Origin of the sequence: Halomonas sp. AOP43-A1-21 (assembly GCF_052376775.1) — a bacterium.
In the GTDB taxonomy this organism is placed as follows: domain Bacteria; phylum Pseudomonadota; class Gammaproteobacteria; order Pseudomonadales; family Halomonadaceae; genus Vreelandella; species Vreelandella colorata.
The window spans coordinates 1-25,995 of record NZ_JBQSWC010000023.1 but is presented as its reverse complement, the minus strand read 5'-3'; the positions used below and the strand labels follow the sequence as shown (position 1 = coordinate 25,995).

The window sequence follows — 25,995 nt, the reverse complement described above, 5'->3', positions numbered from 1 at the left end:
ACGATTTTAACCAATCAGATCCTGAAAAGCCGGCGGGTATTGTCGCGAATGGCCTCGGCAATCTCCTCCGGCGACTCTTCGCGAATCTCACAAAGGCTATTCCAGATGTGGCGAATACGCTCAGGGCGATTGGGCTCGCCCTGAAACCCTTGCACCGGCATATCCGGCGAGTCGGTCTCGAGCAAAAGCGATGAAAGCGGGAGGCGCGAAAGCGTTCGGCGGGTCTTGGTGGCCCGCTCGTACGTTAGCGTGCCGCCCACGCCGATATAATACCCTGCCTCGATGAAAGCCCGTGCCTGCTGCTCGCTGCCGGCATAACCGTGCACTACCCCGGTCCTTGGTAGCTCGACTCGCCTTAGGTGCATCGCGAGCTTGTCGTGGGCGCGCCTGGAGTGAAGGATCACAGGCAGCTCGAACTTTCGCGCCAGACGCAGCTGCGATTGAAGCAGCGCCTCCTGCCTTTCGAACTGCGGGTCCTCGATGTAAAGATCCAGCCCGATCTCCCCGATCGCCACTAGCTTGCTAGGTCTTTGGCGAAGCCATACCTCGAGCCGGTCGAGATGCGCCTCTTCGAACTCGCCGATTGCCATCGGATGAATGCCGAGCGCGGCGTAAACCGGGTCGAAGCGCTCGGCCAGCGCCATCACCCCGCCGAAGCGCTCGGCTGTTACGCCCACCGCAATGATTTTTTCGACCCCGGCCTCGCTCGCCCACGCAAGACTCTGCGCTTCATTATCCGCGAAGGGGGGGAAATCGAAGTGGCAATGGGTATCAACGAAGAATGTGGTCATGTGGCTACTCCTTTACCGTTAGAGATAGCTTAAAAGCGGGTAAATCGAACATACACAAAAACGCCCGGCGTTTGCCGAGCGTTTTGAGATGACTAACGTCGATCAATCAGAGGACGTTAGAAGCGGTAAGTAACACCACCGCCGATCGTTACCGGGTTCATGTCTACTTTACCTACCGTGTCACCACCAACGCGTACATCAGTGTCGACATCGGCATAGCTTACATAACCGTTCAACAGAATATTTTCAGTTACCGCTAGGTCAACGCCTGCCTGGCCGATAGCGCCATAGCTTGCTTTAACATCAACGTTTTCCGGCTCGCCAGAAAAACGCGTGTAGTTCAGACCCGCACCAACGTAAGGCTGTACGCGTGAATCCATTCCACCCAGCGGGTAGTAGTTCACTAGCAGATTAACGGGCAAGCGGTCGATGCTGCCGATATCGCCTGCATTAGCAGTGTTCAGCTGGTGCTCAAATTTCTCAGAGCTATTGAGCTCAACACCCACTTTATCGGTAAACAGGTAACCAGCGCCGAAGGTGAAGCCGCTCTCGTTTTGAACATTCAGTTCATCGCCAAGGATATTACCGTTGCCTGAACCGGTATCCGTTTTAGCGTAACCACCGCGGACAAATGCATCGCCTGCGTTATATGCCAACGCCGCCTGGCTTGCCAGGGCAAAACCAGCAGTAATCACAGCGGCTGAAATCAATTTTAAGTTGCGCATTTGGTTCATCCTCTTTGCGTTTTAGCTGGGAACAGCGCCGGACAACCGGCTTGCCTATACAATATATACTATTCGAACAGTGTTTCCAAATTATGTGTGGAATTTTTTTATACTTTTGTACAAGTTTAATTTTCATTAGACATAAAAAAAGACCTCCCGAAGGAGGCCTAGGTGGAGCACGCCAGCTCACTCTGTGTACCGCGCGGCATGTTCACCGCGCCGGTGTTGCAAAGAAGGGAAAGCAACCGACTATTGCTGATTACTCTGTTCATTTGCTGCTTGCCTAATACATAGCGAACCGTGTGCCACTTTTACAAAAAATCATAAAAATCATTAGCATATAAAAAATTATAACAATTACAGATGGCTAACAAATTCTTTATAAGCTATGGCTGCACCAGCGCAGCCCATTTTTAAGTAGTGTTGCCTTATAAACGTACAACCTTCTTCATGTGTACTTTAATGCGCGCTTTTAAGCACTATGGTGAACAGGCTGCAGACCAAAGACTGGCGTCTCCATCCCTTCCATTCGAGCTTTTAGCTGCAGCGCCAAATAGTGGGAGTAATGGCGCGATTGGTGCAGATTCCCGCCGTGAAACCAGAGCGAATCTTGTTGGGTTGGCTTCCACATATTGCGAAGCTCCCCTTCCCACGGGCCAGGATCTTTAGTGGTATCAGAACCCAGTCCCCAGCATTTGCCCACTTTATCGGCCACCTCCTGAGATATAAGCCGCGCTGCCCAGCCATTCATAGAACCATAGCCCGTAGCGTAAACGATTAAATCGGCGGGTAATTCACTGCCATCACTCAGCGTGATGGAGCGCTTGTTAACCCACTCAATCCCCACGCCGCTGCGCAGCTTAATATCGCCGTTGGCGATCAAGTCACAGGCTCCTACATCAATGTAATACCCTGAACCTCTGCGCAAATATTTTAAAAATAAACCAGAGTCGTCGTCGCCAAAATCAAGCATAAAGCCAGCATCTTCTAGCTTTTTATAAAAGGCGGCATCGCGCTTGCGTACCGCGTTAAATGCCGGACGCTGAAAATCCGGTAGTACTTTATAAGGGATAGAGGCAAAAAGAAGGTCGGCTTTGTCATGAGTAATACCGCTGGCAACGGCTTCCTCTGAGTAAAGCGGCCCCAGCACCTCTTGCATGAGCGAGTCTGATTTCACAATATGAGTAGATGAGCGCTGCAGCATAGTCACGTCAGCATCATGCTCCCAGAGAGCAGCGGCTATATCGTGAGCGGAATTATTAGAACCGACAATAACGCATTTTTTACCTGTGTAGGCATCCGGTCCAGAGTGTTGACTTGAATGCTGCTGCTCACCTTCAAAATCATTCGCGCCTGGAAAATTCGGTACGTTGGGCATACCTGACATACCTGTGGCCATGACCAATTGCTTAGGCTTCAGAGTAACCTCAACACCGTCTCGCCTAACCTTAACCACCCACTCTCGGGCCGCCTCGTCATAATGAGCGCTCTGACACTCGGTAGAGCTCCAGTAATTGAGCTCCATGACCTTGGTGTACATTTCCAGCCAGTCACCCACTTTATCCTTCGGGGCAAATACCGGCCAATTTTCTGGAAAAGGGATATAAGGCAGATGGTCGTACCATACTGGATCATGTAGGCAGAGCGATTTATAACGCTTACGCCAGGAGTCACCGGCACGTTCATTTCGCTCAATGATAATTGTTGGCACCCCCATTTGCTTAAGCCGCGCGCCTAAGCCTATGCCACCCTGTCCACCACCGATAATCACGCAGTAGGGCTGCTGAGAATAACCTAACTCTAATTCTTCCCGCTCGCGAGCTTCCTGCCAAGTTTCACGCTGCTTGTTGGCCCCGTGTTCAGCTCCTTTGGGGCGGTTATGTCTGCGCGGTTCAGGAAAGTCGTTTAACTCCTGCATTGTCGTTAGTAGCGTCCAGCACTTACCCTCTTTTAAGCGTAAATATCCCTTACCAGTCGCCACCGCTGTTTCAAAGGTAAACCACGCCTCGCAAATATCGCCATTCATGGCCGCTTCACCGTCTAGCTTCCAATTGGATGGTCGCGTGTTATCCAGGGTGGCCTTTAGCATGGCTTGAATAGCGTCTTTGCCTTCACAGGTTTTTAAATTCCAGGTGAAGGAGACAAAGTCTCGCCAGTAGCACTCATCACCAAATAGCGCGAGCACTCGCTGAATATCCTTAGCCTGTAAGGCGTTATCAAATTCACTTAACCAAGCTTGCGCGATAGCTGTGGCGGTTTGCTGTGTCATAACAAGGACTCCGATTCACGATTGTTATTGTGTTAACGCTTACGTCTTGCCAGAACTGTTTTCAAAGACCGTTTTAAGAACCGTTTCACAATAGTCTTCACAACTGCTTTTTATAATGCTTCACAGCATACCTAAGCACCCATCGTGCCAACCCAACCAAAAATTAAATAAGCAACTGAAAAATAACAAAAAAATAGAGATATTGACGTTACTTAGAGGCGTATTTTCTGTAACACTGTTTACAACCCAGCATTACAGGTGTAACGCCCGACTAACGGAGTAATAAAGCTGCGTTGACACCGGCGTCACAATGCTTAGGCTGAAAGAACAAGAACAACTGCGCCAGGTGAGCAACACTATGCCGATGAATGCACCACTGCCCGCACGGCTTCAGCCCGTCCAGCGCCAACACATTGAACATATTTTTCAGCTCGGCGACGGGTTGGATAAGCCCCATTTACCGGCCAAACAGACCATTCGCAACTCTTGGCTGCGCTGCCTAAATGAATACCAGCTAGACCCTACTCAACCGCGCCCAGCACGAGTTGTGCCGCAGCAAACGCTCATTGAACACCGAGAGTCGGTCGACGAGCTTTTGCACGTAGCCAGAGCCGGGGTCGACCAACTGTATAGTCAAATTGCCACGTTAGGCTACGTGCTACTGCTTACTGACCATCGCGGTATTACGGTGGAATTTCGAGGCAATACCGACCAAGACCAGCAGTTACGCAAAGCTGGGCTTTATTTAGGTGCCGACTGGGATGAGCGCTTTGCAGGGACATGCGCAGTAGGCACCTGTCTTCACGACCGCCAAGCGATTATTTGTCACCGAGAGGAGCATTTCGATGCCTCCCACATTGCGCTTACCTGTACGGCAGCTCCCATTACTGACCCTCAAGGCAATGTGATGGCCGTGCTGGATATCTCAGCCTTACACTCTCCTACCCAGCATGAAAGCCAAAACTTTAGCCTTTCATTGGTAACTCTGTACGCACGCATGATTGAGGACGCCTACTTTTTACAGCGCTACCGCGACTGTCTCATGGTGCGCTTGGATACCTCTCGGGAATTTGTGCATGTTAACGGGCGCGGTTTAATCGCCATTGAGGAGAACGGCCAGATAATTGCCGCTAATGCAGTAGGCCGTGAGCTACTTGCCAACCATCATCAACGCTGGCCCCCCTGGTCGGCTATATCCACTACCCATCTTAGCGAATTATTTGAATGTGATATTGCCGATGTGCTCAATATTAATAGCGCTGTCGATGACCAGCTGCGCGCGTTTCGCGCTCGGGCCGACAGTGTCATTTACTTTATTAGCCTATTAGAACCGCGCCGTCCGCGCACTGCAGAGCGCTTACAAGCGCCCACCAATTCGCTATCTGAACCTTTAGCTCATTTAGGCGGCGATGATCCCGCCATGCGTAAAGTACAAAAACTGGCCGAGCGGCTACGCAACGAAATTAGTGTTAACGTGTTGATTAGTGGAGAAACAGGTACAGGTAAAGAAATAGTCGCCCGCGCACTTCACAATAGCGGACACCGCTCAGAAGGGCCTTTTATAGCAGTAAACTGCGCCGCTATTCCTGAATCGCTAATCGAGAGTGAACTGTTTGGCTATGAACCGGGCGCCTTTACCGGCGGCCGTGTTAAAGGTATGCGTGGCCTGATACCCCAGGCCAACGGCGGCACTCTTTTTCTGGATGAGATTGGCGATATGCCGCTGTCCCTGCAAACACGACTCCTGCGTGTTTTATCCGAGCGCGAAGTAATGCCTCTAGGAGCCAGCACCCCAATCCACGTGGATATGCGGGTTATTACAGCAAGTCATCGCAACATCGAAGCGCTGATTGAGCGCGGTGAGTTTAGAGAAGACCTTTATTATCGCTTAAATGGTGCACAGCTGAGTTTACCGACCCTACGCGAACGCGCCGATAAACTTTATGTGATTCGTCGTGTATTTAACGATTTAGTCTGCGCGCGAGCGGCAAATGAAACGCCACGCCTAAGGGCGGATGCTATTAGTGCGCTCTTAGCTTATGCCTGGCCTGGTAATATTCGGCAGCTCAAAAACGCGCTCGCCTTTGCGCTAGCCACAGCAGAAAATAACGAGATCACCGTTGAGGACTTACCCGAGCAGTGTCTTAGCCAACGTATTACCCGCCAGCCTATTCACCATGCTGAGGCTAAAAGCTCAGAGCCCAGCCAGCAGTTAGTCTCGCTGCTGCGTGATCACCACTGGAATGTAAGCGCAGTCGCCCGGATACTGGGTATTTCGCGTCCCACGGTCTACAGACAAATGCAACGCCAAGGGATTGTGCCACCTAATTGGCGCACCTAAATAAGAGCGGAAACAACAGTCCATTAGCCTTGACGTTTACCCTCACGTACACTTGTTTGAAATTCTGACAATGCGATTTTCGACAAGCGGAGGCTCCCCCATGGCGTTTGAATCCACCTCTTCGTACATTGCCACTGACGCACTTAAACAGGCGGTTAACGCCGCGGTAGTTCTTGAGCGTCCGCTGCTTATCAAAGGCGAGCCGGGCACCGGTAAAACCCTACTGGCGGAAGAGCTGGCCGAATCGCTAGGCACTCGGTTGATTACCTGGCATATCAAATCCAGCACCAAAGCGGCCCAAGGCCTTTATGAATACGATGCGGTTAGTCGCCTGCGCGATTCTCAACTGGGTGTTGAGGGCGTGGAAAACGTTGCCAACTACATCAAGCCCGGCAAACTATGGGAAGCCTTTACCGCCGGTGAGCGCTTGGTACTACTGATCGATGAGATCGATAAGGCCGATATCGAGTTTCCCAACGACCTGCTTCAAGAGCTTGATCGCATGGAGTTTCACGTTTATGAGACCGGTGAAACGATTCGCGCCGAGCAGCGCCCCATCATTATCATTACGTCCAATAACGAGAAAGAGCTGCCCGATGCTTTTCTTCGCCGCTGCTTTTTCCACTACATCGAGTTCCCTGACCGCAACACCATGCAGGCGATTGTGGATGTGCATTTTCCTGATATTGCGCCCCGGCTGGTGAGCGAAGCGTTAAACGTATTCTTTGAACTCAGAGATGCCCCTGGCCTAAAGAAAAAGCCTTCGACCTCAGAACTAGTGGATTGGCTAAAACTGCTGATGGCCGATGAAATTGCCCAGGAAGCGCTTTACAACCGCGACCCGGCCAAAGCCCTGCCGCCCATGGCCGGCGCGCTGGTTAAAAACGAGCAGGATACACAGCTGCTTGAACGCTTGGCGTTTATGTTACGCCGTCAGAAAGGCACAGGTCGTTAAGCCATGTTTATTGGTCTGTTCGAAACTTTAAAGCGTGCGGGCGTGCCTGTTTCGCTGCGTGAGTTATTGGACCTGCACGCGGTGGTTGAACGTGGCGTGGTATTTGCCGATATGGAAGCGTTCTACCAGGTTGCCCGCACGGTAATGGTAAAAGACGAACGCCACTTTGACCGTTTTGATCGTGCCTTTGCCGCCTGGTTTAAAGGCCTTGAAGACATGGACGCCGCCATCGAGGCACTGATTCCAGATGACTGGCTGCGCCGTGAATTCGAGAAACAGCTTTCTGAAGAAGAGAAAGCCAAGATTAAATCACTAGGTGGCCTGGAAGAGCTGATCGAAACCTTTAAAAAGCGCCTGAAAGAGCAGAAAGAGCGCCATGCAGGCGGTAATAAATGGATTGGTACCGGCGGCACCAGCCCGTTTGGCGCCTATGGCTATAATCCTGAAGGCATTCGCATTGGCCAGGAAGGCTCACGCCATCGCCGCGCAACAAAGGTATGGGATGAGCGGCGTTTTCGCGACTATGACGATTCACTGGAGCTTGGCACGCGCAATATCAAGATGGCTCTGCGCCGGCTGCGAAAGTTTGCTCGCCAGGGCGCTTTAGAAGAGTTCGACGTCGACAGCACCATCCGCGAAACGGCCCGAGATGGCGGCTTATTGAACGTCCAGATGCGCCCTGAACGCCATAACGCCGTTAAAGTGCTGCTATTTCTGGATGTAGGCGGCTCAATGGATGACCATATTCGTGTCTGCGAAGAGCTGTTTTCGGCTGCCCGCTCGGAATTCAAGCATCTTGAACACTACTACTTTCACAACTGCCTATACGAAGGCGTATGGCGGCATAATTCAAGGCGCGGCAGCGAGCGCATCCCGACCATGGATGTGCTGCACACTTATGGCGCTGATTATCAGGTAGTCATTGTTGGCGATGCGGCCATGTCACCCTATGAGATTACTCACCGGGGCGGCAGCGTTGAGCACTTTAATGAAGAGTCCGGCGGCCTGTGGCTTAAACGCGTCTGCGAGACGTTCCCCCACTTGGCGTGGCTTAATCCTATGCCGCCCCGTGTCTGGGAGTACACATACTCCACGCAATTAATCCGTGAAATTATCACAGACCGTATGTACCCCATGACGCTGGAAGGGCTGGAAAGCGCGATGCGCGAGCTGGCCAAAAAGTAGCCTCGGCCAGCTCACTGGTTAAGCATGTTCTTAAAGCGTTGCGGGAAACTGGTTTAAACCGTTTAGAAAGTCCTGCTTGGCGCTTTCAAACGCTTTGGCATCGTGCTTGAAGCGCCGCAGAATCAACGCCTCATCCAGCGCGACCGTGGCAGCTAGCTCACCTGGATCGCTGACCGGATGACGAGCACTCAAGCCGATACGCTTGTTATCCTGCCCATCAAACCAGCGCTTGATGCCGCTCGCTTGATACATGGCTTCCTGCTCGGCACTATCAACCTCAACTCGCAGCGGAGCTTTAAGTGACAGCTCGCTGATTAGACGCTGTTTGGCGCCAGCCGACTCCAGCTCACAGGCGTGGGTAATCGTCATGCCTTCACCCGCTTCATCCAGTACCAATAACGCTAGCGCTAACGGCTTACCGGCACCATCAACGCCCGCCACTAAACGCGCGATCTCCTGGGTAAACAGGACGTTACGCGTACCAGTAAATACCACCAGCGGCGTTAACCCTGCCTGCTGACCATATACTTCAGCGCATAACCGCGCTAAACAGGCATCTCGCTGCCCTGCGTCTTTAATCTGAACTACCTTCATTACGCTCTCTTTAAGCTGTTGCTAACCGTATTAGCTACGTTAATGCATGTGAACTGATCGGGATACGAATAGTCACAAAATTGAGCACTTTTGTTGCCCTATGGAGGATAAATGCCACAGTTTATCAACGACCCTACGCTACCCAAGCCAGATTTTCCGGGAAGTCACATGGTGATTGATGATCACTATGTGTTTATCTCAGGTCTGACCGTTGCCGACCTTTCTAACGGCCACGCTGCCAAAGGCGATATCAAGAAAGAAACGCGTCTGGTAATGCGCGAGCTTGAACGCATGCTGAACCAAGAAGAAGGCAGCTTAGCGGATGTGGTGCGTGTTGACATCCATTTGGCTGATTTAAAAGACCTCAGCGCGATGAACACTATTTATGCCGAATTCTTCGAGCCAGGTTGCTACCCGGCCCGCACGTGCACTGAGTCGCCCTCTATCTGCGGCGATAGTCATCTTGAAATTACCTTGATGGCTAAGCGTGCCAGCCGTGGCTAAACATCTCAGGATTGAATAAGCCCTAAAATGGCATCCATATCCAAATGCGCCTCCAGCAAATCCGCCAAGCGATCCAATTCCCGCTCGCGATGAGCCAGGTAATCAACCGGTTCGGCGTGCACCAGCCCCAAGCGCTCTAAAAGCGCTTGGCAAGCTTCTGGGTGATCAAACAGACCATGCAGATACGTGCCCATTATTTGCTCGTCCTGACTGACCGCCCCTTCCATCCGACCATTTAGCTCAAATAGCGGGTTTGCTAGCGCCGCCCCATCGCTTACCCCGTTATGAATCTCATAACCGGTCACGGCAGCACCACCGACTATCAAAACGCCGCTTACGTTACGCAGCTGCTTGCCTGGCACCATTTGCGTGGTAAGCGGCAATAAACCTAGACCCGGTACGTGCCCCGGCTCGCCTTCAAGACCGGCTGCATCGTCTACCCATTGCCCCAGCATTTGAAAGCCGCCACAGATACCCAGCAGCTTGCCGCCGTAACGAAGATGACGTTGAATCGCCGACTCCCAACCCTGGCGTTTAAGCCACGCCAAATCGCTGGCGGTACTTTTGCTGCCCGGTAAAATAATTACATCGGCAGGCGGAATCGGTTGGTCCGGGCCAATAAACGCTAGCGCCACCTGAGGGTGAAGGCGCAGCGGGTCAAAATCAGTATGGTTACTAATACGCGGCAAGGCTGGCACGATGATTTTTAATGGCGCTGTCTGCGCGGTTTTTTGAATTAAGCCAACGCTATCTTCGGCATCCAGCAATAACCCCTGCAGATAGGGCAAAGTGCCGAACACGGGTTTACCTGTCCGCTGGGTCAACCATTCAAGGCCTGGGTTGAGTAAGCCAATATCGCCACGAAAACGATTAACAATAAAACCCCGCGTGCGGGTCTGCTCGCTTTGACTGAGTAATTCAAGCGTGCCGACTAGCTGAGCAAATACGCCCCCTCGGTCAATATCACCGACCAGCAGTACAGGGCAATCGGCCGCTTCAGCAAACCCCATATTGGCAATATCGCCCTTGCGTAGATTAATTTCAGCAGGACTGCCTGCCCCTTCGGCAATAATCACATCAAAGCGGCGTTCAAGCGCTTGCCAGGCCGCCATTACGCTCTCTTTGGCGGTCTGTTTGAAGGCATGATAATCCAGCGCGTCCATGTGCCCGTAGACCTTGCCGCGCAAAATAACCTGGGCGCCACGGTCGGTTTCAGGCTTGAGCAGCACAGGGTTCATATCGCTATGCGGAGCAACGCCTGCCGCTTGCGCCTGCAAAGCAGTAGAACGGCCGATTTCCCCGCCGTCTTCGGTTACAGCACTATTTAGCGCCATATTTTGAGGTTTAAAAGGAGCAACGGAGATGCCACGACGTTTTAAAGCGCGGCATAGCCCTGCAACCACCGTGCTTTTGCCCGCATCTGAGGTGGTGCCTTGGATCATTAAGGTGGCCATGCGCCCTGCTCCGTGCATTCGTAAACTCAAAGAAGACGGAACTTTAGCGAGCGCCATGCAAGGATGCAATGCACATGCATGAAGAAGCAGGCCGGGCTAGGTCATAAACCTTTGGCAACCACTTGCCATTCTTGCCGCTACCGACAGCGAGATGAACGATTAAAATGCTGTTGTGATAACAGCGCCTTGACAGCAAGGTATTGATGACAATGTCTATATAACCATATCTTTATAATGCAGAGTCTTCCTGGGTTGTTATAGAGTCCACGTGTTTAACGCGAAAGCAGAGATGGAAATTGCTCAATAGCGCGGGCATTGGCTCATCCTCCTTCAGTCTGTCCGGCGGATCTAGGCTGAACCGATGATTTTTAATCAGGGCAGCCAATACAGCACTGGTCACCAGCAGCACTATATGTCTTCCAGGGCAAATACCAGGACCTCCGCTAAAGGGTAACAGTGGCCAGTGTTTAAACTGCTCTGGGTCTAGCCAAATATCGGGCGCAAAGCGGTTAGCCATTTCCAACTGGCGATCGTCCCGATGAAAATACGGTGCATGAATAAGCAGCGTAGTATTCGTCGGCATTTCACCTTGTGACCAGCATGTCCGCTCGGTTGTTTCGCGCAAGATAAGAGGCGTTGTTGGCCAGAGCCGCAAGGCTTCCAGCACACAGGCTTTTAAGACGGGGTTATCGGATTGAGGCTGCGATTTTTGATTAGCCTCCGCCTGGGCCCGTTCCGCTTGGGCTGGATGAGCACAAATTAACGCCAGCGCTCGAAACGTCGCCATGCCGGCAGGCTCAAAAGCAAACAGCCACTGGGGCATCTGATCCAACGGCTTCGCCTGGCCTTGAGGCGCGTAACCCGATAGTTTCGCCGCCAAGCTATTGGGTTCAGCTTGCTCTACATAATGCGCTAAACGGTCATGAAATTTTTGCCGTAGACGTTTACGCTTGGGGCGCATAAAACCCCAGTTAGCTGCCTTACGCAGTTGAATCAGTTCCTGGGTGAGCGGGTAATCATCCCGGGCAGCGTCACCGAGCACCACGCGGCGTACGATACGATTCCAGGCATCAAAAAATAATGGCCAATCCAACTGATGATTATGGTGGTAAACGGTCTTTAGGAGCGCGTCCACCTCCTCCTCAGCCACCTGGGTAAAATGCGCAGAAAAGCGGTGCATCGGGCAGCCGCTTTGTAATACGTCATCATTTAGACGTCGCCGCTCTTTGCGGGCCTTTCCGTGCGAGATCAACGCCATATCCGGTTCAAAGTGGGAAAGCGCGCTCTGTTTTGCAGTTTCTGCCGTTGCGAACGGTTCGGGCGTTTCCTCCATCACCCGATTGGCATCGTCTGGGTCTAATACCAGTGCCATGGGTTTGAAAGGTGTTTTAAAAAGTAGCGGGCCTTTGCCATATTTATTGCTGAACGCCTGCACCTGTTTTACGGAGCGTTTATCCAGCGCCCAACGCTCAGCAAAATGGACAACGCCTGGACGGCGAACGATCACTCCCTTAGCAATATTAGGGGCCATTACCTTAAACAAGAACGATAGCGTCTCGCTAAATGATGCGGTAGGTAGTGAATCAGTGACGGTTTCCTTTACCACTAGCCCTCTCCCTTTAACAACTTCATTAAGAGCTAAGTCTAGATGCCGCTTAACACAGTGCAAGTTTCGCTCTTAAAAGCTAACAACTTGCCAATATTTGTTAAGAGATTGAGCTATGTAAAAAAAATCGTTGGAAGAATTAAAAATTTTAGATTTTTTTTCAAAGTGAAATGAACTAAAAAAACCGGCATTTCTGCCGGCTAATAATCGGATCTATAACGTTAATTTTTACAATAAAGCAGAATAACTAATCATGGCCGCCGTATCGGAAGGAGCACCGGCAATGTGATCTGGCTCTAGGGTATGGAGTAAGTTGAATTGCCATTGTTTGTTGGGCTGGGGAGAAAACGAGTAGCCAAACTCAATGTCCACCTGACGACCCGATGGCGAAAGTGAGGCTTCTCGGTCTTCACGAATAACGCTGCCATCAAGCGTGCGTCCTACGGGCACATCCAGGGTGGCAATACCGCTTTCGATACGCAGCGGTTGATGCAGTGAAAACGCTGCCCGCTCGTTTTCGTTCTGCCATTGCAATCCTAGCGCTGCCTTTTGCGTATGAACGTCGCGGATGTGGGTCAATAGTCCGCTGCCCTGGGCATTTCCTCGACCTTGTTCAAATTCAGCAAACGTACTAAACCCGTTACCCAGTGCCGCTTGGACGGCTACACCGGCAAAGGTCATTTCGTTATGATCGCCCAAACCCAATGCACCCGACCCACTGGCGCCCAACAGGCCATTGGACTCTTCTAAGCGGCCTACCTGAGTCGTCATGCTTAACGCAGGCGCTAGCTGCCACTCAAAGCCAACGTCAGAGCGGTTAGCTCGATAATCGCTATCGATCCCCGCGTCCAACTCATTGCCCGTCCAGTGCGTGGCAATAAGGCTCACGCTATCGCCTAACCCGTAATGGGCTTTTACGCCATTGACGCTTTCAAGCGACTGAGTCAATGCAGACCCACCTTGAAAAGAGATCATCGGCATAATTCCCGATTCGGCGTAAGCACTCATTGGGCTTGCCTGGGCACCCGAAAAGTTGAAAGCGCTTAAGTAGGCGTTGCCTATAGCGCCATCGAACCGGCTGCTGAGCAAATCACCGGCTCCATTAACACTGGAGGTAAAGCGATAAGGCCCCATGCTCACCGACTCCGTTTGCAGCGACGCAGCCGAATACGTGGAGAGCTGCTCCATCTGCCCACGAAGCTGGGTTGCCCGGCGGGTTCGTGGCTGGGCACGCGCGCCCAAATCAATCTGATAATCCCGGCCCAAACTATCAAACGCGGTAACGTTATCCAACGTACCCGCTTCAATGAAGGAGTTACCAAAAGCGCTAGATAAGAGAATATCAGAACGCTCAGCTAGCTCACCGCCTGCGGCCACCTGCTCACTTTGGGCAACCACCAACTTACCTTCCGGCGCTAACGCCGCATCGATATTGGCGATACCTTGGCCAAGATAATAAGTGCCACAGTTAGTAGTAGCGTTGCTGCCACAATCACTTTTCCCGAACAGCATACTTTCCTTGCTTGCCGTTTCAAGTAGCCGCTGACTAGCCTGCTGAGCATTCATGTGCGGCCAGCGCGCTAAGATACCTGCTGCATATTCAGAAATGCGCGCAGCAGAAAACGACGTACCCTGGGCACCTACCTGCCGATACACATAATCGGTGGCGATAGCCCGCTCCTGCAGCCGCTGATCATCACCGGGGAATGAGCTAGATGGATGAATATTGCCATCTTTGGTGGTGCCAACGGCAATCAGCGTCATGTCATAAAGTGCTGGCTGGCTATCGTAAAGAGGACGGCCTGCTGTATTGATAGCCAAACCTTCATTACCCGCACTGACGACATAGACAGCCCCCTTGCCTTCATTGGCATTAACGACTTGAGCAAAAGATTGCTGAGTGGTGACACCATTAAAGGAAAGGCGCGGGTCACTGGCCTGTAAGCGCTGAGAAAAACTGGCGTTAATGACGCGGGCACCACGCAAAGCGGCCTCACCAATGGCGTAGTTAATCGCACTGCTACGGTTTACACCATCTTGCTCAATCTTAATCAGATCAAGTCGAGCACTACCTAACGCGCCGCTTGTAATCGTCGAAGCCACCGCGTTGCCATGCCATTCATTACCACCACTTACGTCACGAGTATTGGTATGAATATTAAGCGTATCAATCACCAGGTGGTTATTAGGTATGCTATTGATATCAAAAGCGCTATCAACTACCGCCAAGCGTATTTCTGCTGGTGATGTAGAGCTTTCCTCATTAAAGGAAATAGTACCGGAAGATAAGTTGCTGGGAGCAAGGCTGGGAGTTGCGTTATGAACACCTTGTGTAGGGTCTACGCCACTATCGCTACTACCACCGCCGGAGCTACAACCTGTTAAAGAAATGGTTCCTAGCGCCATTCCAATGGCCAGCACAAGAGGATTTCGGTTACCCATGAGTAGGTACCCGAAAGAAGTCTTTCAGAGTCATTTTAATTAACACTCGCTAATATGTTAGGACATCGGGGAGAATGCGCAAGCATTAAACAATAACTTCTTACAGTCAGCAACCTAAGTTTACATTTAACAAAATTTAACGTTTAAAGCAAATTATTAGAGTTCAACCCTATCGTTGGAATTGATAATACTTTTCACTAGCAACATACCTTTTACTACAAACGCAAAGGCATTAGTTATTTATGACATATAACTATAAATAACAATATTTTAAGAGCATTTTTTATATTAGCACATACAAAATAATGCTTTACTTTTCGTTACACTTACAACGTATCATACGATTTATATGGCTTATTTCACAAATAAATGAATATATAGTTACCCAAGTATCTGAATAAAAATATTCTTAACAATTCTGTAATACCAAAAAGTAGCTATGAAATTTAAAAGAAGTCCATCACTTGCCTGGCAACATGCATCACACTCCCGAGCTCTCATGCCCTTTAGCAGGCAGACATTCCCTCCTTTTTCGGTTACGGTGGCAGGCTTCTCTTACCTGATATCAACGGCTATAAATGCAAGATTTACTCAACGAGATCGCTGAGGCGATGGCTGCCGAAACAGAACGGGGTAAGGTTGCAGACTATATTCCCGAGCTTGCTCACGTAGACCCCAAACAATTTGCCATTTCGCTTGCTACCGTAAAAGGCGAGCGTTACTCAGCCGGTTGCGCCACTACCCCCTTCTCAATTCAGAGTATCTCGAAGGTGTTTACGCTGACGATTGCACTGGGGAAAATGGGTGATGCGCTCTGGTCCAATGTAGGTCGTGAGCCATCTGGTGATCCGTTTAACTCTATCGTGCAGCTTGAGCATGAAGGCGGCAAACCACGCAATCCGTTTATCAATGCCGGCGCCATTGCCGTGGTCGATGCCATTATGATGGGCCATGAGCCCAAAGAGACGCTTGCCGAGCTGCTAAGCTTCGTACGCTATATTGCTGACGATGAAAGCATTTGCTTTGACCATGTGGTTGCCGCTTCTGAAATGGCCCATCGCGATCGCAATGCCTCTCTTGCTCACTTCATGAAAGCCTTTGGTCGCCTGCGCCATGACGTTGATAAAATCCTGGGCACCTATTTCCACCAATGCGCCATCGCCATGAGCTGTGAACAGCTTGCTCATGCAGGGCTTTTCCTGGCCTCCGATGGCGTCAACCAGCCCAGCACTATTCGTGTGGTTTCTCCGCAACGGGCACGGCGTATCAATTCGCTGATGATGATGTGCGGGCATTACGATGCATCCGGCGAATTCGCTTTCCGCGTCGGGCTGCCGGGTAAAAGTGGCGTTGGCGGCGGCATTCTGGCGATCGCCCCAGGCCAAGGCTCAATTGCCGTCTGGTCACCGGGCCTGGACGACTACGGCAATAGCCTGCTGGGCACCAAAGCGCTTGAAATGTTTGTTCAGCGTACCGGTTGGTCGGTGTTTGGCCATTGAGCCTAGCCTATTGGGGTTTTAATTGGCTAAGACACGCTTCATACACGGCTAAATCTTTGGCAGAAAAGCAGCAGAACGTAACCGCCTCAACGGTCGAACCCTGTTGTAGTGCCTCGCCCACAGTAGAGACAGCAATCCGTGCAGCTTCTTCAATAGGATAACGGTATACACCTGTGCTGATACTTGGAAATGCTACCGAGCGCGCACTGACCGATTCAGCTAGTGCCAAGGAGCGTTGATAGCACGATGCCAACAGCTCAGCTTCACCGCGCGTTCCACCATGCCATACCGGGCCAACAGTATGAATTACGTAGCGCGCCGGTAGCTTAAAGCCCTTGGTCAGCTTTGCATCGCCGGTTGGGCATCCACCCAGCGTTCGGCAAACTTTCAGTAGTTCAGGCCCTGCGGCACGGTGAATGGCGCCATCCACGCCACCACCGCCCAAAAGCGAGGTATTGGCAGCGTTGACGATGGCATCAACATCTAGCGTGGTGATATCAGCTTGAATAACGGTGATGTTCATTTACAACCTCCATGTTAACGATTAGGTGGAAAGTTAGTAGATAGCGACAGGTTCTGCTTCAGATGTTTGAGCCGTTAGCTGTGCAAGCTCCCAGGCTTGCACCATTTGCTTTTTAGCGATGCCCCAACGATAGCCTCCCAACGCCCCGCTTTGTTGAATCACCCGGTGGCAGGGAATCCACAGCGCAATCGGGTTGGCCCCCACCGCATTGCCCACAGCTCGCGACGATTTAGGCATGCCCAGCGCCTGAGCAATATGCGTATAGCTTGCCAGCTGGCCTTCCGGAATAGTAAGTAACGCTCGCCATACGGCCACCTGGAAATTGGTGCCGGTCACGTGAAGCGATAGCGTACCGGGCTTAGCTTTAGACGTTGCAAACAATGCTTCAACCACATACGCCGTCGCCTCAGGACGATGATCGAGCGTGCTTCGCGGCCACTCCTTAGCAAGCCGCGCCAGCAGTTCATCGGCACTGGTGGCATCCACAAAACCCATGCGGCAAATGCCGCGTGGGGTGACTGCTACCAGCACGCTACCCAGAGGCGTTGCATGCACGCCGTACTCGATATGCACGCCCTCCCCCTGGCGTTTATGCTCCCCAGGCGTCACCGCTTCCAGCTGCACAAAGTGATCGTACAGCCGCGAACCCCCGCTTAGGCCAAGCTCGTGAGCCACATCAAGTAACGCGCGGGGTTCTTTTAATAGCTGCTTACCTCGCTCCAAGGTTAGGGCCTGCAAAAAGCGCTTGGGCGAAATACCGGCATAGCGGCAGAACAGACGCTGAAAATGATAGGCGCTTAAATGGACATGGGCGGCAACCTCATCCAGGCTGGGCTGCAGTTTGGCTCGCTCCACCATGTAGGCCATCGCCTTTTCGATACGCGCGTAATCATCCATTGCCGGTTCCTCAGATTGATACCCATGTACTTTTATCTAAATACTTAGATAAAAGTACGTTCTAGCGTAAGCGCTTTATGCCCGCCTGCCGACCCGAATCTTGCGCATATCAATTTTATACAATACGCCGCCCTCACGTTATCGCACACTCCTCTTACTGTTTTGGAGGATCATCATGAGCGCTTCACTATTACTACCCATGTCAGCCTTTGCCCTTGCCGCGTCTATTTCTCCTGGCCCGGTGAATCTGGTATGCCTAAGTAGCGGTACGCACTACCCTATCGCTAAAGGGTTAATCTTTGTGACCGGCGCCACGCTGGGCTTTATAGCGTTGTTTATAGGCGTTGGCGCTGGTCTTTACTCTTTGCTTACCACAGTGCCTTTACTTGAAGAGCTACTCCGGTGGGCAGGGATAGCATTTTTGCTTTATCTAAGTATTAAGTTAGCAATGGATGACGGCATGCTGCCTGAGCAAACAACGCCCAAACCGCCTGGATTTATGACGGGCGCGCTTATGCAGTGGCTAAACCCTAAAGCATGGATTGCCTCTGTCTCAGGTATTGGCGCTTATACAAGCGGTAATGACCTGACACAAATTTCTATGTTCGCCGCGCTGTACCTACCCATTTGTTGGCTATCGCTTGCAAGCTGGGTTTATGCGGGTGCTTTTTTAAAGCGCTATATTCAAACGCCCCGGCTACTAGTCGCCATTAATCGGCTGCTCGCAGTGTTATTGGCGATAAGCTGCCTATATTTATTATTCACTTAGCGAGTGTCGATACTGGTTGGGAGTAGCTGCAACCAACTGCTTGAAGGTTCTTTGAAAATGGGGCTGGTCGTTAAAGCCTACCTTCAAGGCGGTTTCAACGATGGGCTTGCCGAGCTTGAGCTCACGCTGGCCTAGCTGGATTCGCCGGTTAACCAGATACGCATGGGGCGTTAAACCAAAGTGTTGCTTAAACGTACGAATAAGATGCCCAGCGCTATACCCAGAGAAGTTGCAAAGATCCATTAGAGATAACTCTTCTGTTGCATGTGCATTCAGATACGCGGCTACTGCCAAAAGCTCATTTGGCGCTTTTTGGAGGGGCTGATGGGGCTTTCGGGAAAGCCACTGCAATACTTCCAGCAAATAATCGACTACTACCGTTTGCTTCTCAAGCGAGCTGCGCTGATTATCCAGCAGACAAGCGGCCATCGCCCGGTAAGCGTGATAGAACCTTGGCTGCGATATCACCGCCGTTTCAATATCCTCCCAGTGGGATGAAGCCAGCAGCCCTGCCTGATAACGCAAGTCGGTAAGCCAGAGGGTATCCACATACAGCATCAGATAAGCCCAAGGCTCATTTTCAATTGGATTACATGCATGCACCCAATGTGGGTTCATTAACACTAAATCGCCCGCGCTAATTTGATAAAACGAATCGCGATAGCGAAAAGTACTTTTACCGGCGGTGACTGCCCCAAACGACCAATGAGTATGGCTATGCGGCGCATAACATACCTGGCGGGCATCGCTGATTTTGCGAAGCTCAATATGCGGCATCCCAGGGTCACGCCAAAAAACAGGGGCCGCTAATGAAGAAGAGCGCGGGGGCATAGGTTATATCCAAGCCAATAAGTGAAATGATGAATAACAAATGGCCGTTAACACCTAGATATCAGCTACCTCATTACTCACGCTAGACAATAACATGCGATCGGCCCAGTATGGACAGCCGCATTAATACGGATATTGAATTAAGCCATTCAGTCAGGAGGACACCATGGCCAAGCGAACACCTGTACGTGATCATCGGGATGCTATTACTCTGTTTGCCCGTATGGGTTACGCGGCTCGCGGCGTTGTCTATTTGCTGGTCGGCGGCCTTGCCGCGCTTGCAGCACTGGGCGAAGGTGGCCAGACCGAAGGCAGCCGGGGCGCTCTGGAAAGCGTATTAACCGCGCCTTTTGGCAAGATTATGCTGGCGATCATAGCCCTGGGCCTTATTGGCTACGCGATGTGGCGCACCATCCAGGCGGTTAAAGATGCTGATCATCACGGCACAAATGCGAAAGGGCTCGCCATTCGAACAGGCTTAATGGTCAGTGCCGTCACTCATACACTGCTGGCCTTCTACGCTGCTAGCCTGATCTTTCGCCTGGGTGGCTCTTCTGGTGATTCAGGTGGATCTGAGGGCATCGTCAGTTGGTTGCTGCAACAGCCTTTTGGACGCTGGCTGGTAGGTGCTGTAGGGCTCGTCATTATTGGTGCGGGCATAGCCCATGGCCTCAAGGGCTTAAAAGCTAAATTCGACAAAAACTTCGACATGCCGCATCAAACCCAGCGCTGGGCTTACCCGGTTTGCCGTTTTGGCCTAGCGATTCGTGGTCTGGTATTTATTATTGTCGGCAGCTTCTTTCTTATCGCTGCCTATCAGATAAGCCCTAGCGAAGCAGGCGGCACAGAAGAGGTATTCAGTACGCTGCGAAGCCAGGCCTATGGCCAGTGGTTATTGGTTTTTGTCGCTATAGGGCTATTCGCGTTTGGCGCCTATAGTGTATTGGCGTCTATTTATCGCCGCATCAACCCGGCGATGTAGACCTGAGCCATGATAGCTATTATCTCAAAAAGCACTAAAGCGTGGTTCGAGCGCATTAACGGCTCAAAGAATATGCTATGGCTACTCGGCACGCTTTCCTTTCTAGAAACCATCATCCTGCCCATTCCCCTTGAGCTAATACTCATCCCTCTGATGGCGGCTAACAGGCAGCGTATTTGGCTGCTGGCGACGGTTACCACAGCGGGTTGTCTGATCGCCTCGCTGGTGGGTTATGGCGTAGGCATGTTGCTATTCCAATCAATAGGCAACTGGTTTATCGAATTCATGGGCATGCAGGAGAGCTACCAAGCCTTCCAAACGTTTTTCAATCAGTACGGCTTTGCGGCAATTTTAGTTATCGGTATTGTGCCGATTCCCTTTCAAGTGGCCATGATCACCGCTGGGCTTTCAGGCTATCCGATATTGCTGTTCGTGCTGGCCGCATTCATTGCCCGCGGTCTTCGTTACTATGGGCTAGCCTGGCTGGTTTATCGCTTTGGCCATAGTGTGCTGGTGCTTTGGAAGCGCCACGCGTTACTAACCAGCCTGGTAGGCGGTGTGATAGTGCTGTTGTTTGTACTGGGCCTACAAGCATTAGCCAGCTTGGTGATGTAGATAGGCGGGAATAGGGAGATTAAATAAGCGGCATATTGCTATATGCCGTAATCCCGCTCCACTTTGGCAATCCGGGTTTTAAAATGCTGATACCACTGCTGATGGCCAAGCCGTTGCGCTTCTTTATGCTCGGCATGTGCCTTCCACGCTTTTATCGAGTCCAGATCCGCCCAATAGGAAACGGTGACTCCCACCTCATTGCGTGCCGATTCCACGCCTAGAAACCCTGGCTGCTGGGCGGCCAGCTCCACCATGCGTACCGCCATGTCATCGTAGCCATCTTCGATATCCGTACGCACAGAGGTAAAAATCACTGCGTAGTAAGGCGGCTCAGGGGTAGTAGCGATAAGGGGCATGGAATCTCTCTTGGGCTAAAGCTATATCGGTACACGTATCTTAATGGCTTGATGAGCCTTGTCTAGCGCAATAATCTAGTTTGCATCAATGTCCGATATTGTCCGCTTCATGACCGCTGAGCGTATCGTTAGCACTACCTGAACCCTCTACGCTATGGCCTCACTTTCATGCAACTGAGGCCTACCATGTCACTCTTAAACACCGCGCTACTCATGATCGACGTGCAATCTTCCTTTCCCGCGCGTGAGTATTGGGTAGAATCGCTAGCTGAAGCGTGGCGGCCAAACCAGCGCGCCCTATTAAACGCAGCCAAGGCCCATCAGATCCCCGTGGTGCGAATACTGCATGAAGCGCCCGGCAGCCAAGGCGCATTTGACCCGGAACAGGGCCTGGTTTGTCCGCTTGAAGATTTTAACGATGCGGTGGCGATCACGTTTAACAAACGTGTCCATAACGCCTTTAGCGATACGTCACTTGAAAGCTGGCTGCGTGAACGCGGGATTACCCATCTCGTGATTAGCGGCATTCGAACCGAACAGTGCTGTGAAACAACGGCGCGGGTTGGGTCAGACCTGGGCTTTAGCGTCGATTTCGTCAGCGATGCAACGCTGACCTTCCCCATGACGCGCCAAGGCATCACCTGGTCGGCGGAAGATATCAAGGCACGCACGGAGCTGGTACTTGAAGAGCGCTTTGCGCGTATCGTCAGCACCTTGGATTTAATCAATGAGTGGCAAACCCAGCGTGAGTGAACCGTTACGAATTGCAGTATTGATGATGCCAGGGCAAGTGCCGCTCGATTTGATTGGTCCGCTTCAGGTACTGCAATGCGCATGCCGCCTGTCAATCGAGATTGACGTACGCTATATCGGCCCGCAGGACGCCTTGCAATGGCTCGGGCCGCTATCGCTTAGTGGCATAGACCCACTGCCAGAGCAGCTACCCCATCAGCATTTGCTTCTAATCCCAGGGCAGTATCGCAACAGCATTGAGCCATTGGTACAGCAAACCTGTGTCGGCTGGCTCAAAGCGAATGCCCAGCATGCCGATACGCTGATGACAGTTTGTTCAGGCACCCTGCTGCTTGCTGAAACGGGCCTGTTGAACGGGCGATGCTGCACCACGCACCACACGCTGCTTGACCAGCTACGTGCTAACGCGCCTCTGGCCAAGGTACAGCGCGACTGCATCTTTATCGAAGACGGGCACTATTTAACCAGTGCGGGTATCTCGACCGGCGTGGATACCATGCTCTACTGGCTTACCCGCACATGCGGCCATCAGTTGGCCCTGAGCGTTGCCCGGGAGATGGTGCTTTACCTTCGCCGCAGCGGGCAGGAACCCCAACTGGGCGCCTGGCTTGAGGGGCGCAACCACGTGGATGAACGAATTCACCGGGTGCAAGACTCTCTTTGTGCGGCCCCCTCACAACCCTGGCGGATGGAAACGCTCGCCGCACAAGCCGCCATGAGCGAACGTCACTTTCGACGACGGTTTAAACATCTCACCGGCATGCTGGTAGGCGATTACATCGTGGGTTTAAGACTTCAGCGCGCCAAAGCGTTAATGACCGAAACCACCTGGACACTCGCCCGTATTGCCGCTGAATCCGGGTTTGGTGACGAGCGCCAGCTGCGCAGAACCTGGTCGCGCCAGGAAAGTATGCCGCCAAGCGCATGGCGCCGCTCCCAGCGATCCCTACCGATTTAATTCGCCTATAGCAGCAGCGCCAATGGCTAGAACAGCGTAACCAGGATTTGAATGCACATGACGATCATGCACAGGATCCCCACACCATAGGAAATCGTTCGCCAAGGCTGTAGCGAGTTCAGATAACACAGCGTATGGCAGTAGCGCGAAGCGGTAAATAGCATGAAGAGCCACATGGTAAGCCCTGAAGAGGCGCCCACCAGAACGTAAGCTGCGCCCAGCCCCAGAAAAATGGGAATGTTCTCAAGATCATTCGACCAGGCTTTGCTGGCCTTTTGTACCTGCGGCAACTCCTCTTGCGCAGGCGACTTGCCCGCCATTGCCGCATCCTCCGGCGTTTTAAAGGTCATTTTCGTGATGCGGTGAAAGCCTTGATATAACGACGTGGCAAACATCTTCGCAAACAGCAGCACCGTCGCTAGCGCATACCAATAAACGGCCTCATCCATAATGCCTCCGGTAATATTCAATCCAGGTTAACGCATGATTGCGTAGTGAAAGCCTCACTGCTCAAGCATAGCCACTTTCCGAGCCCATGTGTTTGCGGTTTAATACTGGTCATGCGATGAGGCCCGTTCATCAACGACAAAGGGGTGACGCCATGGCCCTATTTATATTGCCCAGCAACGCCACCTGTTTGAATTTACAACAGCGCCTGCCTGACCCGCGTCTTCGCCCATGGGTACAATGTCTTTGGTCAATGGCCGGGCAAGGCAGTGTTGTTCCACCTAGAACCGAAAAACTTTACCCTGATGCCGGTTCCAGCCTTACGATCAGACTTGCCAGTTCCCAGCCAACCATCACGTTTTGCTTTAATAAAAGCACCCTGCTTGAAACGTTTAATCCGTCAGAAACTCGCTTAAGCATTCGATTCAAGGCGGCAGGCGCCTACGCTCTATTGGGCCTGGAGCCACAGCAGTTTTCAGATATCCATCATTCACTAGGCATTGATGATAAACCGCCATGGCTGGATAGCCTGATGCCGGTTGTCGAACGCCTGTACCAGGTTAATACAGTAGAAGGGCTTGCCCTGTTAGAGGCTTGGCTGATGAGCCGGCTGGAATGCCAATCGCCCAGCAATAGCCGCACTCAAAACCTGGCTTACGAAATTAGCCGGCTGCAACTGCCTTTGCAGCAGCTAATGGCCAACCTGGGATTTACTCGGCGCACGCTGGAGCGCAAATTAAAGCAGGAAGTAGGCGTTTCACCCGGCCATTTAGTGAGCTATGCACGGATGTATAATGCCCGACAGCTGTTAACCACTAGCCACCTTCCCCTTGCGGAGATAGCCCTACAGTGCGGCTACTTCGACCAAGCGCATTTTTCTCATGCCTTTCATAAATTCACCTATGAAACCCCAGCGGCCTATCGAAAGCGTAAATTGTCGCAAATTTACAAGGCGTAGAAGTCTTCCGGTTTTAAGCTCGTATTTCAACTTATTAACCGGAGCATTTCCATGCTGCAACGCCTATCACCTGAAGCCGTTTATAGTCTATGCCCTCGCCTGCCGAAGCATCTTATTGCCTTGGGCAAGGTCGAGGCTGATTCAGTCATTAATCAAACGATAATTCATTTGGTTCACCTACGCGTCTCACAAATTAATCACTGCTGTTACTGTCAGCATATGCACAGCCAAGAGGCGCGCGATGATGGCGAGCGCCAGGCGCGTCTGGATGTATTGCCCGCCTGGCGAGAAGCGCCCTGCTTTTCTGCTGAAGAGCGTGCTGCGCTTGCCTGGGCAGAAGCTCTTACCCTCATCAGCCAGGCAATGGTCAGCGATGATGATTATCAAAACGCCGTCACCGCGTTTGGCGAACAAGGCCTGATGGAACTCACCAGCGTTATTCTGGAGATCAACAGCTGGAACCGCATAGCAGTGAGCTTTCAGTTCACACCGGAGATAAGCTGATGGTAATGACGCTGCGTCAACAGCTGCCTAACCTACTGGGCATTTTCTCCAGCCTGTGCTTTTTCTTTGGCAGCTTTATGTTTCTACCCACCTTTGCAACCTACGCAACCATCGGTGTCTGGTGCTTTGTGGTGGGGTCACTAATTATGTTTATTATCTATTTCATAAACATAAAAAGCGGGCAGTAACCTCGCTCACATATAACGCGCCTAGCCAATAGGGCGCGTTACTTCTCAAACCCACCCCACTCGTTTACTATGCGCCACCCTCAATTCCAAGCTACCCAGGCCGCCATGTCCTTTAATGCACTCTATACCGATCTTTCTGGCTATTACGATTTAATGTGCGAGGACATCGACTACCCGGCGCAAAGTGACGCGGTTCGCAGGCTTCATCAAATTTTCGGTAACGGCGGCAATGCTCATCTTGATCTTGCCTGCGGCACCGGCCCCCACGTTCGTCATTTTATTGATCATGGCTACCTGAGTAGCGGCCTGGATATCAACCAGCCCATGCTGGATATCGCCACCACGCGCTGCCCCGAAGCCCAGTTTACATGCCAGGATATGGGTAGCTTTCAGGTAAACGAGCCGCAGGATCTGATTACCTGCTTCCTGTATTCGATTCACTACAGCGACGGGATTGAAAAGCTCAAGGCGTGTATTTCAAGTGCGCATAGCGCCTTAAAACGCGGCGGGGTTTTCTGCTTTAACGCAGTCGATAAACATAAAATCGATAACGATCTGTTTGTGAAACACACCGCTAAAAAAGCCGACGATGCATTCACATTTCGCTCGGGGTGGTATTACAGCGGTAGCGGCGAAAAACAGGCTCTCAAGCTCAGCATTGAAAAAACCAATGCACGCGACACCCAAATATGGAATGACGAACATCCCATGGTCGCGGTTAGCTTTGCCGAGTTAATCAGCCTGCTTGAGCCTTACTTTGAAGTTCATGTGTTCGAGCACAACTTTGAAGCTATCACGCCGTGGAGCACTACCTCGGGGAACGCTATTTTTGTCTGCGTAAAAGCCTAG

26 protein-coding genes are annotated in these 25,995 nt (G+C 51.7%); 14 read left to right on the top strand and 12 right to left on the bottom strand.

The window, feature by feature from the left end; all coding sequences use genetic code 11:
• Positions 1-14 precede the first annotated feature (14 nt).
• The 3 genes from ACT3R7_RS13475 to ACT3R7_RS13465 form a co-directional block, all read right to left on the bottom strand.
• Positions 15-791: a TatD family hydrolase gene (locus ACT3R7_RS13475; protein ID WP_193092125.1), complete on the bottom strand. Its 777-nt coding sequence runs from the start codon at positions 789-791 to the stop codon at positions 15-17.
• Between the two features lie 116 nt (positions 792-907).
• Positions 908-1,516 (bottom strand): OmpW/AlkL family protein, encoded by a 609-nt coding sequence (locus tag ACT3R7_RS13470; protein ID WP_192537829.1) that lies wholly within the window; start codon positions 1,514-1,516, stop codon positions 908-910.
• 472 nt (positions 1,517-1,988) lie between these two features.
• Positions 1,989-3,785, bottom strand: coding sequence for an NAD(P)/FAD-dependent oxidoreductase (locus ACT3R7_RS13465; protein WP_193092126.1), 1,797 nt, complete (start codon positions 3,783-3,785; stop codon positions 1,989-1,991).
• A 358-nt stretch (positions 3,786-4,143) separates the two neighbouring features.
• On the opposite strand from ACT3R7_RS13465, the gene ACT3R7_RS13460 reads away from it, so the two are divergent.
• The 3 genes from ACT3R7_RS13460 (at position 4,144) to ACT3R7_RS13450 (ending at position 8,266) form a co-directional block, all read left to right on the top strand.
• On the top strand, positions 4,144-6,126 hold the full coding sequence (locus tag ACT3R7_RS13460) for a sigma-54-dependent Fis family transcriptional regulator (protein WP_193092136.1): 1,983 nt from the start codon (positions 4,144-4,146) through the stop codon (positions 6,124-6,126).
• A gap of 100 nt (positions 6,127-6,226) precedes the next feature.
• Positions 6,227-7,081 carry an AAA family ATPase gene (locus ACT3R7_RS13455; RefSeq protein ID WP_193092127.1) on the top strand — a complete coding sequence of 285 codons (855 nt, stop codon included), beginning with the start codon at positions 6,227-6,229 and terminating at the stop codon, positions 7,079-7,081.
• 3 nt (positions 7,082-7,084) lie between these two features.
• On the top strand, positions 7,085-8,266 hold the full coding sequence (locus tag ACT3R7_RS13450) for a vWA domain-containing protein (protein WP_193092128.1): 1,182 nt from the start codon (positions 7,085-7,087) through the stop codon (positions 8,264-8,266).
• A gap of 30 nt (positions 8,267-8,296) precedes the next feature.
• Here the strand turns inward: ACT3R7_RS13450 and ACT3R7_RS13445 are convergent, their stop codons facing one another.
• Positions 8,297-8,860, bottom strand: coding sequence for a hypothetical protein (locus ACT3R7_RS13445; RefSeq protein WP_193092129.1), 564 nt, complete (start codon positions 8,858-8,860; stop codon positions 8,297-8,299).
• A gap of 111 nt (positions 8,861-8,971) precedes the next feature.
• Here ACT3R7_RS13445 and ACT3R7_RS13440 point away from each other — a divergent pair, with 111 nt between their 5' ends.
• The gene (locus ACT3R7_RS13440; protein ID WP_193092130.1) at positions 8,972-9,364 is read left to right on the top strand and encodes a RidA family protein; all 393 of its coding nucleotides are present in this window, start codon (positions 8,972-8,974) and stop codon (positions 9,362-9,364) included.
• A gap of 5 nt (positions 9,365-9,369) precedes the next feature.
• Here ACT3R7_RS13440 and ACT3R7_RS13435 read toward each other — a convergent pair whose 3' ends face one another.
• From ACT3R7_RS13435 to ACT3R7_RS13425, 3 genes are all read right to left on the bottom strand, one after another.
• Positions 9,370-10,818: a cobyric acid synthase gene (locus tag ACT3R7_RS13435; RefSeq protein WP_193092131.1), complete on the bottom strand. Its 1,449-nt coding sequence runs from the start codon at positions 10,816-10,818 to the stop codon at positions 9,370-9,372.
• A 229-nt stretch (positions 10,819-11,047) separates the two neighbouring features.
• On the bottom strand, positions 11,048-12,424 hold the full coding sequence (locus ACT3R7_RS13430) for a cytochrome P450 (protein ID WP_441675026.1): 1,377 nt from the start codon (positions 12,422-12,424) through the stop codon (positions 11,048-11,050).
• A gap of 228 nt (positions 12,425-12,652) precedes the next feature.
• A complete protein-coding gene (locus tag ACT3R7_RS13425) occupies positions 12,653-14,866 on the bottom strand; it encodes a S8 family serine peptidase (RefSeq protein ID WP_226940284.1) in 2,214 nt (737 codons plus the stop codon).
• A gap of 578 nt (positions 14,867-15,444) precedes the next feature.
• Here ACT3R7_RS13425 and ACT3R7_RS13420 point away from each other — a divergent pair.
• Entirely contained in the window at positions 15,445-16,365 is a 921-nt protein-coding gene (locus ACT3R7_RS13420; protein ID WP_193092834.1) for a glutaminase, read from the top strand.
• 7 nt (positions 16,366-16,372) lie between these two features.
• Here ACT3R7_RS13420 and ACT3R7_RS13415 read toward each other — a convergent pair whose 3' ends face one another.
• The gene (locus ACT3R7_RS13415; protein ID WP_192537820.1) at positions 16,373-16,888 is read right to left on the bottom strand and encodes an O-acetyl-ADP-ribose deacetylase; all 516 of its coding nucleotides are present in this window, start codon (positions 16,886-16,888) and stop codon (positions 16,373-16,375) included.
• A 33-nt stretch (positions 16,889-16,921) separates the two neighbouring features.
• Positions 16,922-17,785, bottom strand: coding sequence for a bifunctional transcriptional activator/DNA repair enzyme AdaA (locus tag ACT3R7_RS13410; RefSeq protein ID WP_192537819.1), 864 nt, complete (start codon positions 17,783-17,785; stop codon positions 16,922-16,924).
• A 175-nt stretch (positions 17,786-17,960) separates the two neighbouring features.
• Between ACT3R7_RS13410 and ACT3R7_RS13405 the strand changes: the two genes are divergently transcribed.
• Positions 17,961-18,554, top strand: coding sequence for a LysE family translocator (locus tag ACT3R7_RS13405; RefSeq protein ID WP_193092836.1), 594 nt, complete (start codon positions 17,961-17,963; stop codon positions 18,552-18,554).
• Here ACT3R7_RS13405 and ACT3R7_RS13400 read toward each other — a convergent pair.
• On the bottom strand, positions 18,543-19,385 hold the full coding sequence (locus ACT3R7_RS13400; RefSeq protein WP_193092837.1) for an AraC family transcriptional regulator: 843 nt from the start codon (positions 19,383-19,385) through the stop codon (positions 18,543-18,545). The genes ACT3R7_RS13405 and ACT3R7_RS13400 overlap by 12 nt on opposite strands.
• 166 nt (positions 19,386-19,551) lie before the next feature.
• On the opposite strand from ACT3R7_RS13400, the gene ACT3R7_RS13395 reads away from it, so the two are divergent.
• Positions 19,552-20,367, top strand: a complete 816-nt coding sequence (locus ACT3R7_RS13395) for a DUF1206 domain-containing protein (RefSeq protein ID WP_192539686.1) — start codon at positions 19,552-19,554, stop codon at positions 20,365-20,367.
• A 9-nt stretch (positions 20,368-20,376) separates the two neighbouring features.
• Positions 20,377-20,982 (top strand): YqaA family protein, encoded by a 606-nt coding sequence (locus ACT3R7_RS13390; RefSeq protein ID WP_226940285.1) that lies wholly within the window; start codon positions 20,377-20,379, stop codon positions 20,980-20,982.
• A 38-nt stretch (positions 20,983-21,020) separates the two neighbouring features.
• Here ACT3R7_RS13390 and ACT3R7_RS13385 read toward each other — a convergent pair whose 3' ends face one another.
• A complete protein-coding gene (locus ACT3R7_RS13385) occupies positions 21,021-21,338 on the bottom strand; it encodes an antibiotic biosynthesis monooxygenase family protein (RefSeq protein WP_193092838.1) in 318 nt (105 codons plus the stop codon).
• A 186-nt stretch (positions 21,339-21,524) separates the two neighbouring features.
• Between ACT3R7_RS13385 and ACT3R7_RS13380 the strand changes: the two genes are divergently transcribed.
• Both ACT3R7_RS13380 and ACT3R7_RS13375 read left to right on the top strand, forming a co-directional pair.
• Positions 21,525-22,091 (top strand): isochorismatase family protein, encoded by a 567-nt coding sequence (locus tag ACT3R7_RS13380; RefSeq protein WP_193092839.1) that lies wholly within the window; start codon positions 21,525-21,527, stop codon positions 22,089-22,091.
• Positions 22,066-23,049: a GlxA family transcriptional regulator gene (locus ACT3R7_RS13375; RefSeq protein ID WP_193092840.1), complete on the top strand. Its 984-nt coding sequence runs from the start codon at positions 22,066-22,068 to the stop codon at positions 23,047-23,049. Before ACT3R7_RS13380 ends, ACT3R7_RS13375 begins: the two co-directional genes overlap by 26 nt.
• Positions 23,050-23,075: 26 nt before the next feature.
• On the opposite strand, the gene ACT3R7_RS13370 is transcribed toward ACT3R7_RS13375, so the two are convergent.
• Positions 23,076-23,498 (bottom strand): MAPEG family protein, encoded by a 423-nt coding sequence (locus tag ACT3R7_RS13370; RefSeq protein ID WP_193092841.1) that lies wholly within the window; start codon positions 23,496-23,498, stop codon positions 23,076-23,078.
• A gap of 152 nt (positions 23,499-23,650) precedes the next feature.
• Here ACT3R7_RS13370 and ACT3R7_RS13365 point away from each other — a divergent pair, with 152 nt between their 5' ends.
• The 4 genes from ACT3R7_RS13365 (at position 23,651) to ACT3R7_RS13350 (ending at position 25,995) form a co-directional block, all read left to right on the top strand.
• Entirely contained in the window at positions 23,651-24,454 is an 804-nt protein-coding gene (locus ACT3R7_RS13365; protein ID WP_441675024.1) for a helix-turn-helix domain-containing protein, read from the top strand.
• A gap of 51 nt (positions 24,455-24,505) precedes the next feature.
• A complete protein-coding gene (locus ACT3R7_RS13360; RefSeq protein ID WP_193092843.1) occupies positions 24,506-24,958 on the top strand; it encodes a carboxymuconolactone decarboxylase family protein in 453 nt (150 codons plus the stop codon).
• Entirely contained in the window at positions 24,958-25,146 is a 189-nt protein-coding gene (locus ACT3R7_RS13355; protein ID WP_192539693.1) for a YrhK family protein, read from the top strand. The genes ACT3R7_RS13360 and ACT3R7_RS13355 overlap by 1 nt, the downstream gene beginning before the upstream one ends.
• Positions 25,147-25,251: 105 nt before the next feature.
• Positions 25,252-25,995 carry a class I SAM-dependent DNA methyltransferase gene (locus ACT3R7_RS13350; protein ID WP_441675022.1) on the top strand — a complete coding sequence of 248 codons (744 nt, stop codon included), beginning with the start codon at positions 25,252-25,254 and terminating at the stop codon, positions 25,993-25,995.

Bases quoted from the DNA above. Each gene is read 5' to 3' on its own strand.
- ACT3R7_RS13475 (WP_193092125.1), bottom strand. From the start codon at position 791: ATGACCACATTCTTCGTTGATACCCATTGCCACTTCGATTTCCCCCCC.
- ACT3R7_RS13470 (WP_192537829.1), bottom strand. From the start codon at position 1,516: ATGCGCAACTTAAAATTGATTTCAGCCGCTGTGATTACTGCTGGTTTT.
- ACT3R7_RS13465 (WP_193092126.1), bottom strand. From the start codon at position 3,785: ATGACACAGCAAACCGCCACAGCTATCGCGCAAGCTTGGTTAAGTGAA.
- ACT3R7_RS13460 (WP_193092136.1), top strand. From the start codon at position 4,144: ATGCCGATGAATGCACCACTGCCCGCACGGCTTCAGCCCGTCCAGCGC.
- ACT3R7_RS13455 (WP_193092127.1), top strand. From the start codon at position 6,227: ATGGCGTTTGAATCCACCTCTTCGTACATTGCCACTGACGCACTTAAA.
- ACT3R7_RS13450 (WP_193092128.1), top strand. From the start codon at position 7,085: ATGTTTATTGGTCTGTTCGAAACTTTAAAGCGTGCGGGCGTGCCTGTT.
- ACT3R7_RS13445 (WP_193092129.1), bottom strand. From the start codon at position 8,860: ATGAAGGTAGTTCAGATTAAAGACGCAGGGCAGCGAGATGCCTGTTTA.
- ACT3R7_RS13440 (WP_193092130.1), top strand. From the start codon at position 8,972: ATGCCACAGTTTATCAACGACCCTACGCTACCCAAGCCAGATTTTCCG.
- ACT3R7_RS13435 (WP_193092131.1), bottom strand. From the start codon at position 10,818: ATGGCCACCTTAATGATCCAAGGCACCACCTCAGATGCGGGCAAAAGC.
- ACT3R7_RS13425 (WP_226940284.1), bottom strand. From the start codon at position 14,866: ATGGGTAACCGAAATCCTCTTGTGCTGGCCATTGGAATGGCGCTAGGA.
- ACT3R7_RS13420 (WP_193092834.1), top strand. From the start codon at position 15,445: ATGCAAGATTTACTCAACGAGATCGCTGAGGCGATGGCTGCCGAAACA.
- ACT3R7_RS13415 (WP_192537820.1), bottom strand. From the start codon at position 16,888: ATGAACATCACCGTTATTCAAGCTGATATCACCACGCTAGATGTTGAT.
- ACT3R7_RS13410 (WP_192537819.1), bottom strand. From the start codon at position 17,785: ATGGATGATTACGCGCGTATCGAAAAGGCGATGGCCTACATGGTGGAG.
- ACT3R7_RS13405 (WP_193092836.1), top strand. From the start codon at position 17,961: ATGAGCGCTTCACTATTACTACCCATGTCAGCCTTTGCCCTTGCCGCG.
- ACT3R7_RS13400 (WP_193092837.1), bottom strand. From the start codon at position 19,385: ATGCCCCCGCGCTCTTCTTCATTAGCGGCCCCTGTTTTTTGGCGTGAC.
- ACT3R7_RS13395 (WP_192539686.1), top strand. From the start codon at position 19,552: ATGGCCAAGCGAACACCTGTACGTGATCATCGGGATGCTATTACTCTG.
- ACT3R7_RS13390 (WP_226940285.1), top strand. From the start codon at position 20,377: ATGATAGCTATTATCTCAAAAAGCACTAAAGCGTGGTTCGAGCGCATT.
- ACT3R7_RS13385 (WP_193092838.1), bottom strand. From the start codon at position 21,338: ATGCCCCTTATCGCTACTACCCCTGAGCCGCCTTACTACGCAGTGATT.
- ACT3R7_RS13380 (WP_193092839.1), top strand. From the start codon at position 21,525: ATGTCACTCTTAAACACCGCGCTACTCATGATCGACGTGCAATCTTCC.
- ACT3R7_RS13375 (WP_193092840.1), top strand. From the start codon at position 22,066: ATGAGTGGCAAACCCAGCGTGAGTGAACCGTTACGAATTGCAGTATTG.
- ACT3R7_RS13370 (WP_193092841.1), bottom strand. From the start codon at position 23,498: ATGGATGAGGCCGTTTATTGGTATGCGCTAGCGACGGTGCTGCTGTTT.
- ACT3R7_RS13365 (WP_441675024.1), top strand. From the start codon at position 23,651: ATGGCCCTATTTATATTGCCCAGCAACGCCACCTGTTTGAATTTACAA.
- ACT3R7_RS13360 (WP_193092843.1), top strand. From the start codon at position 24,506: ATGCTGCAACGCCTATCACCTGAAGCCGTTTATAGTCTATGCCCTCGC.
- ACT3R7_RS13355 (WP_192539693.1), top strand. From the start codon at position 24,958: ATGGTAATGACGCTGCGTCAACAGCTGCCTAACCTACTGGGCATTTTC.
- ACT3R7_RS13350 (WP_441675022.1), top strand. From the start codon at position 25,252: ATGTCCTTTAATGCACTCTATACCGATCTTTCTGGCTATTACGATTTA.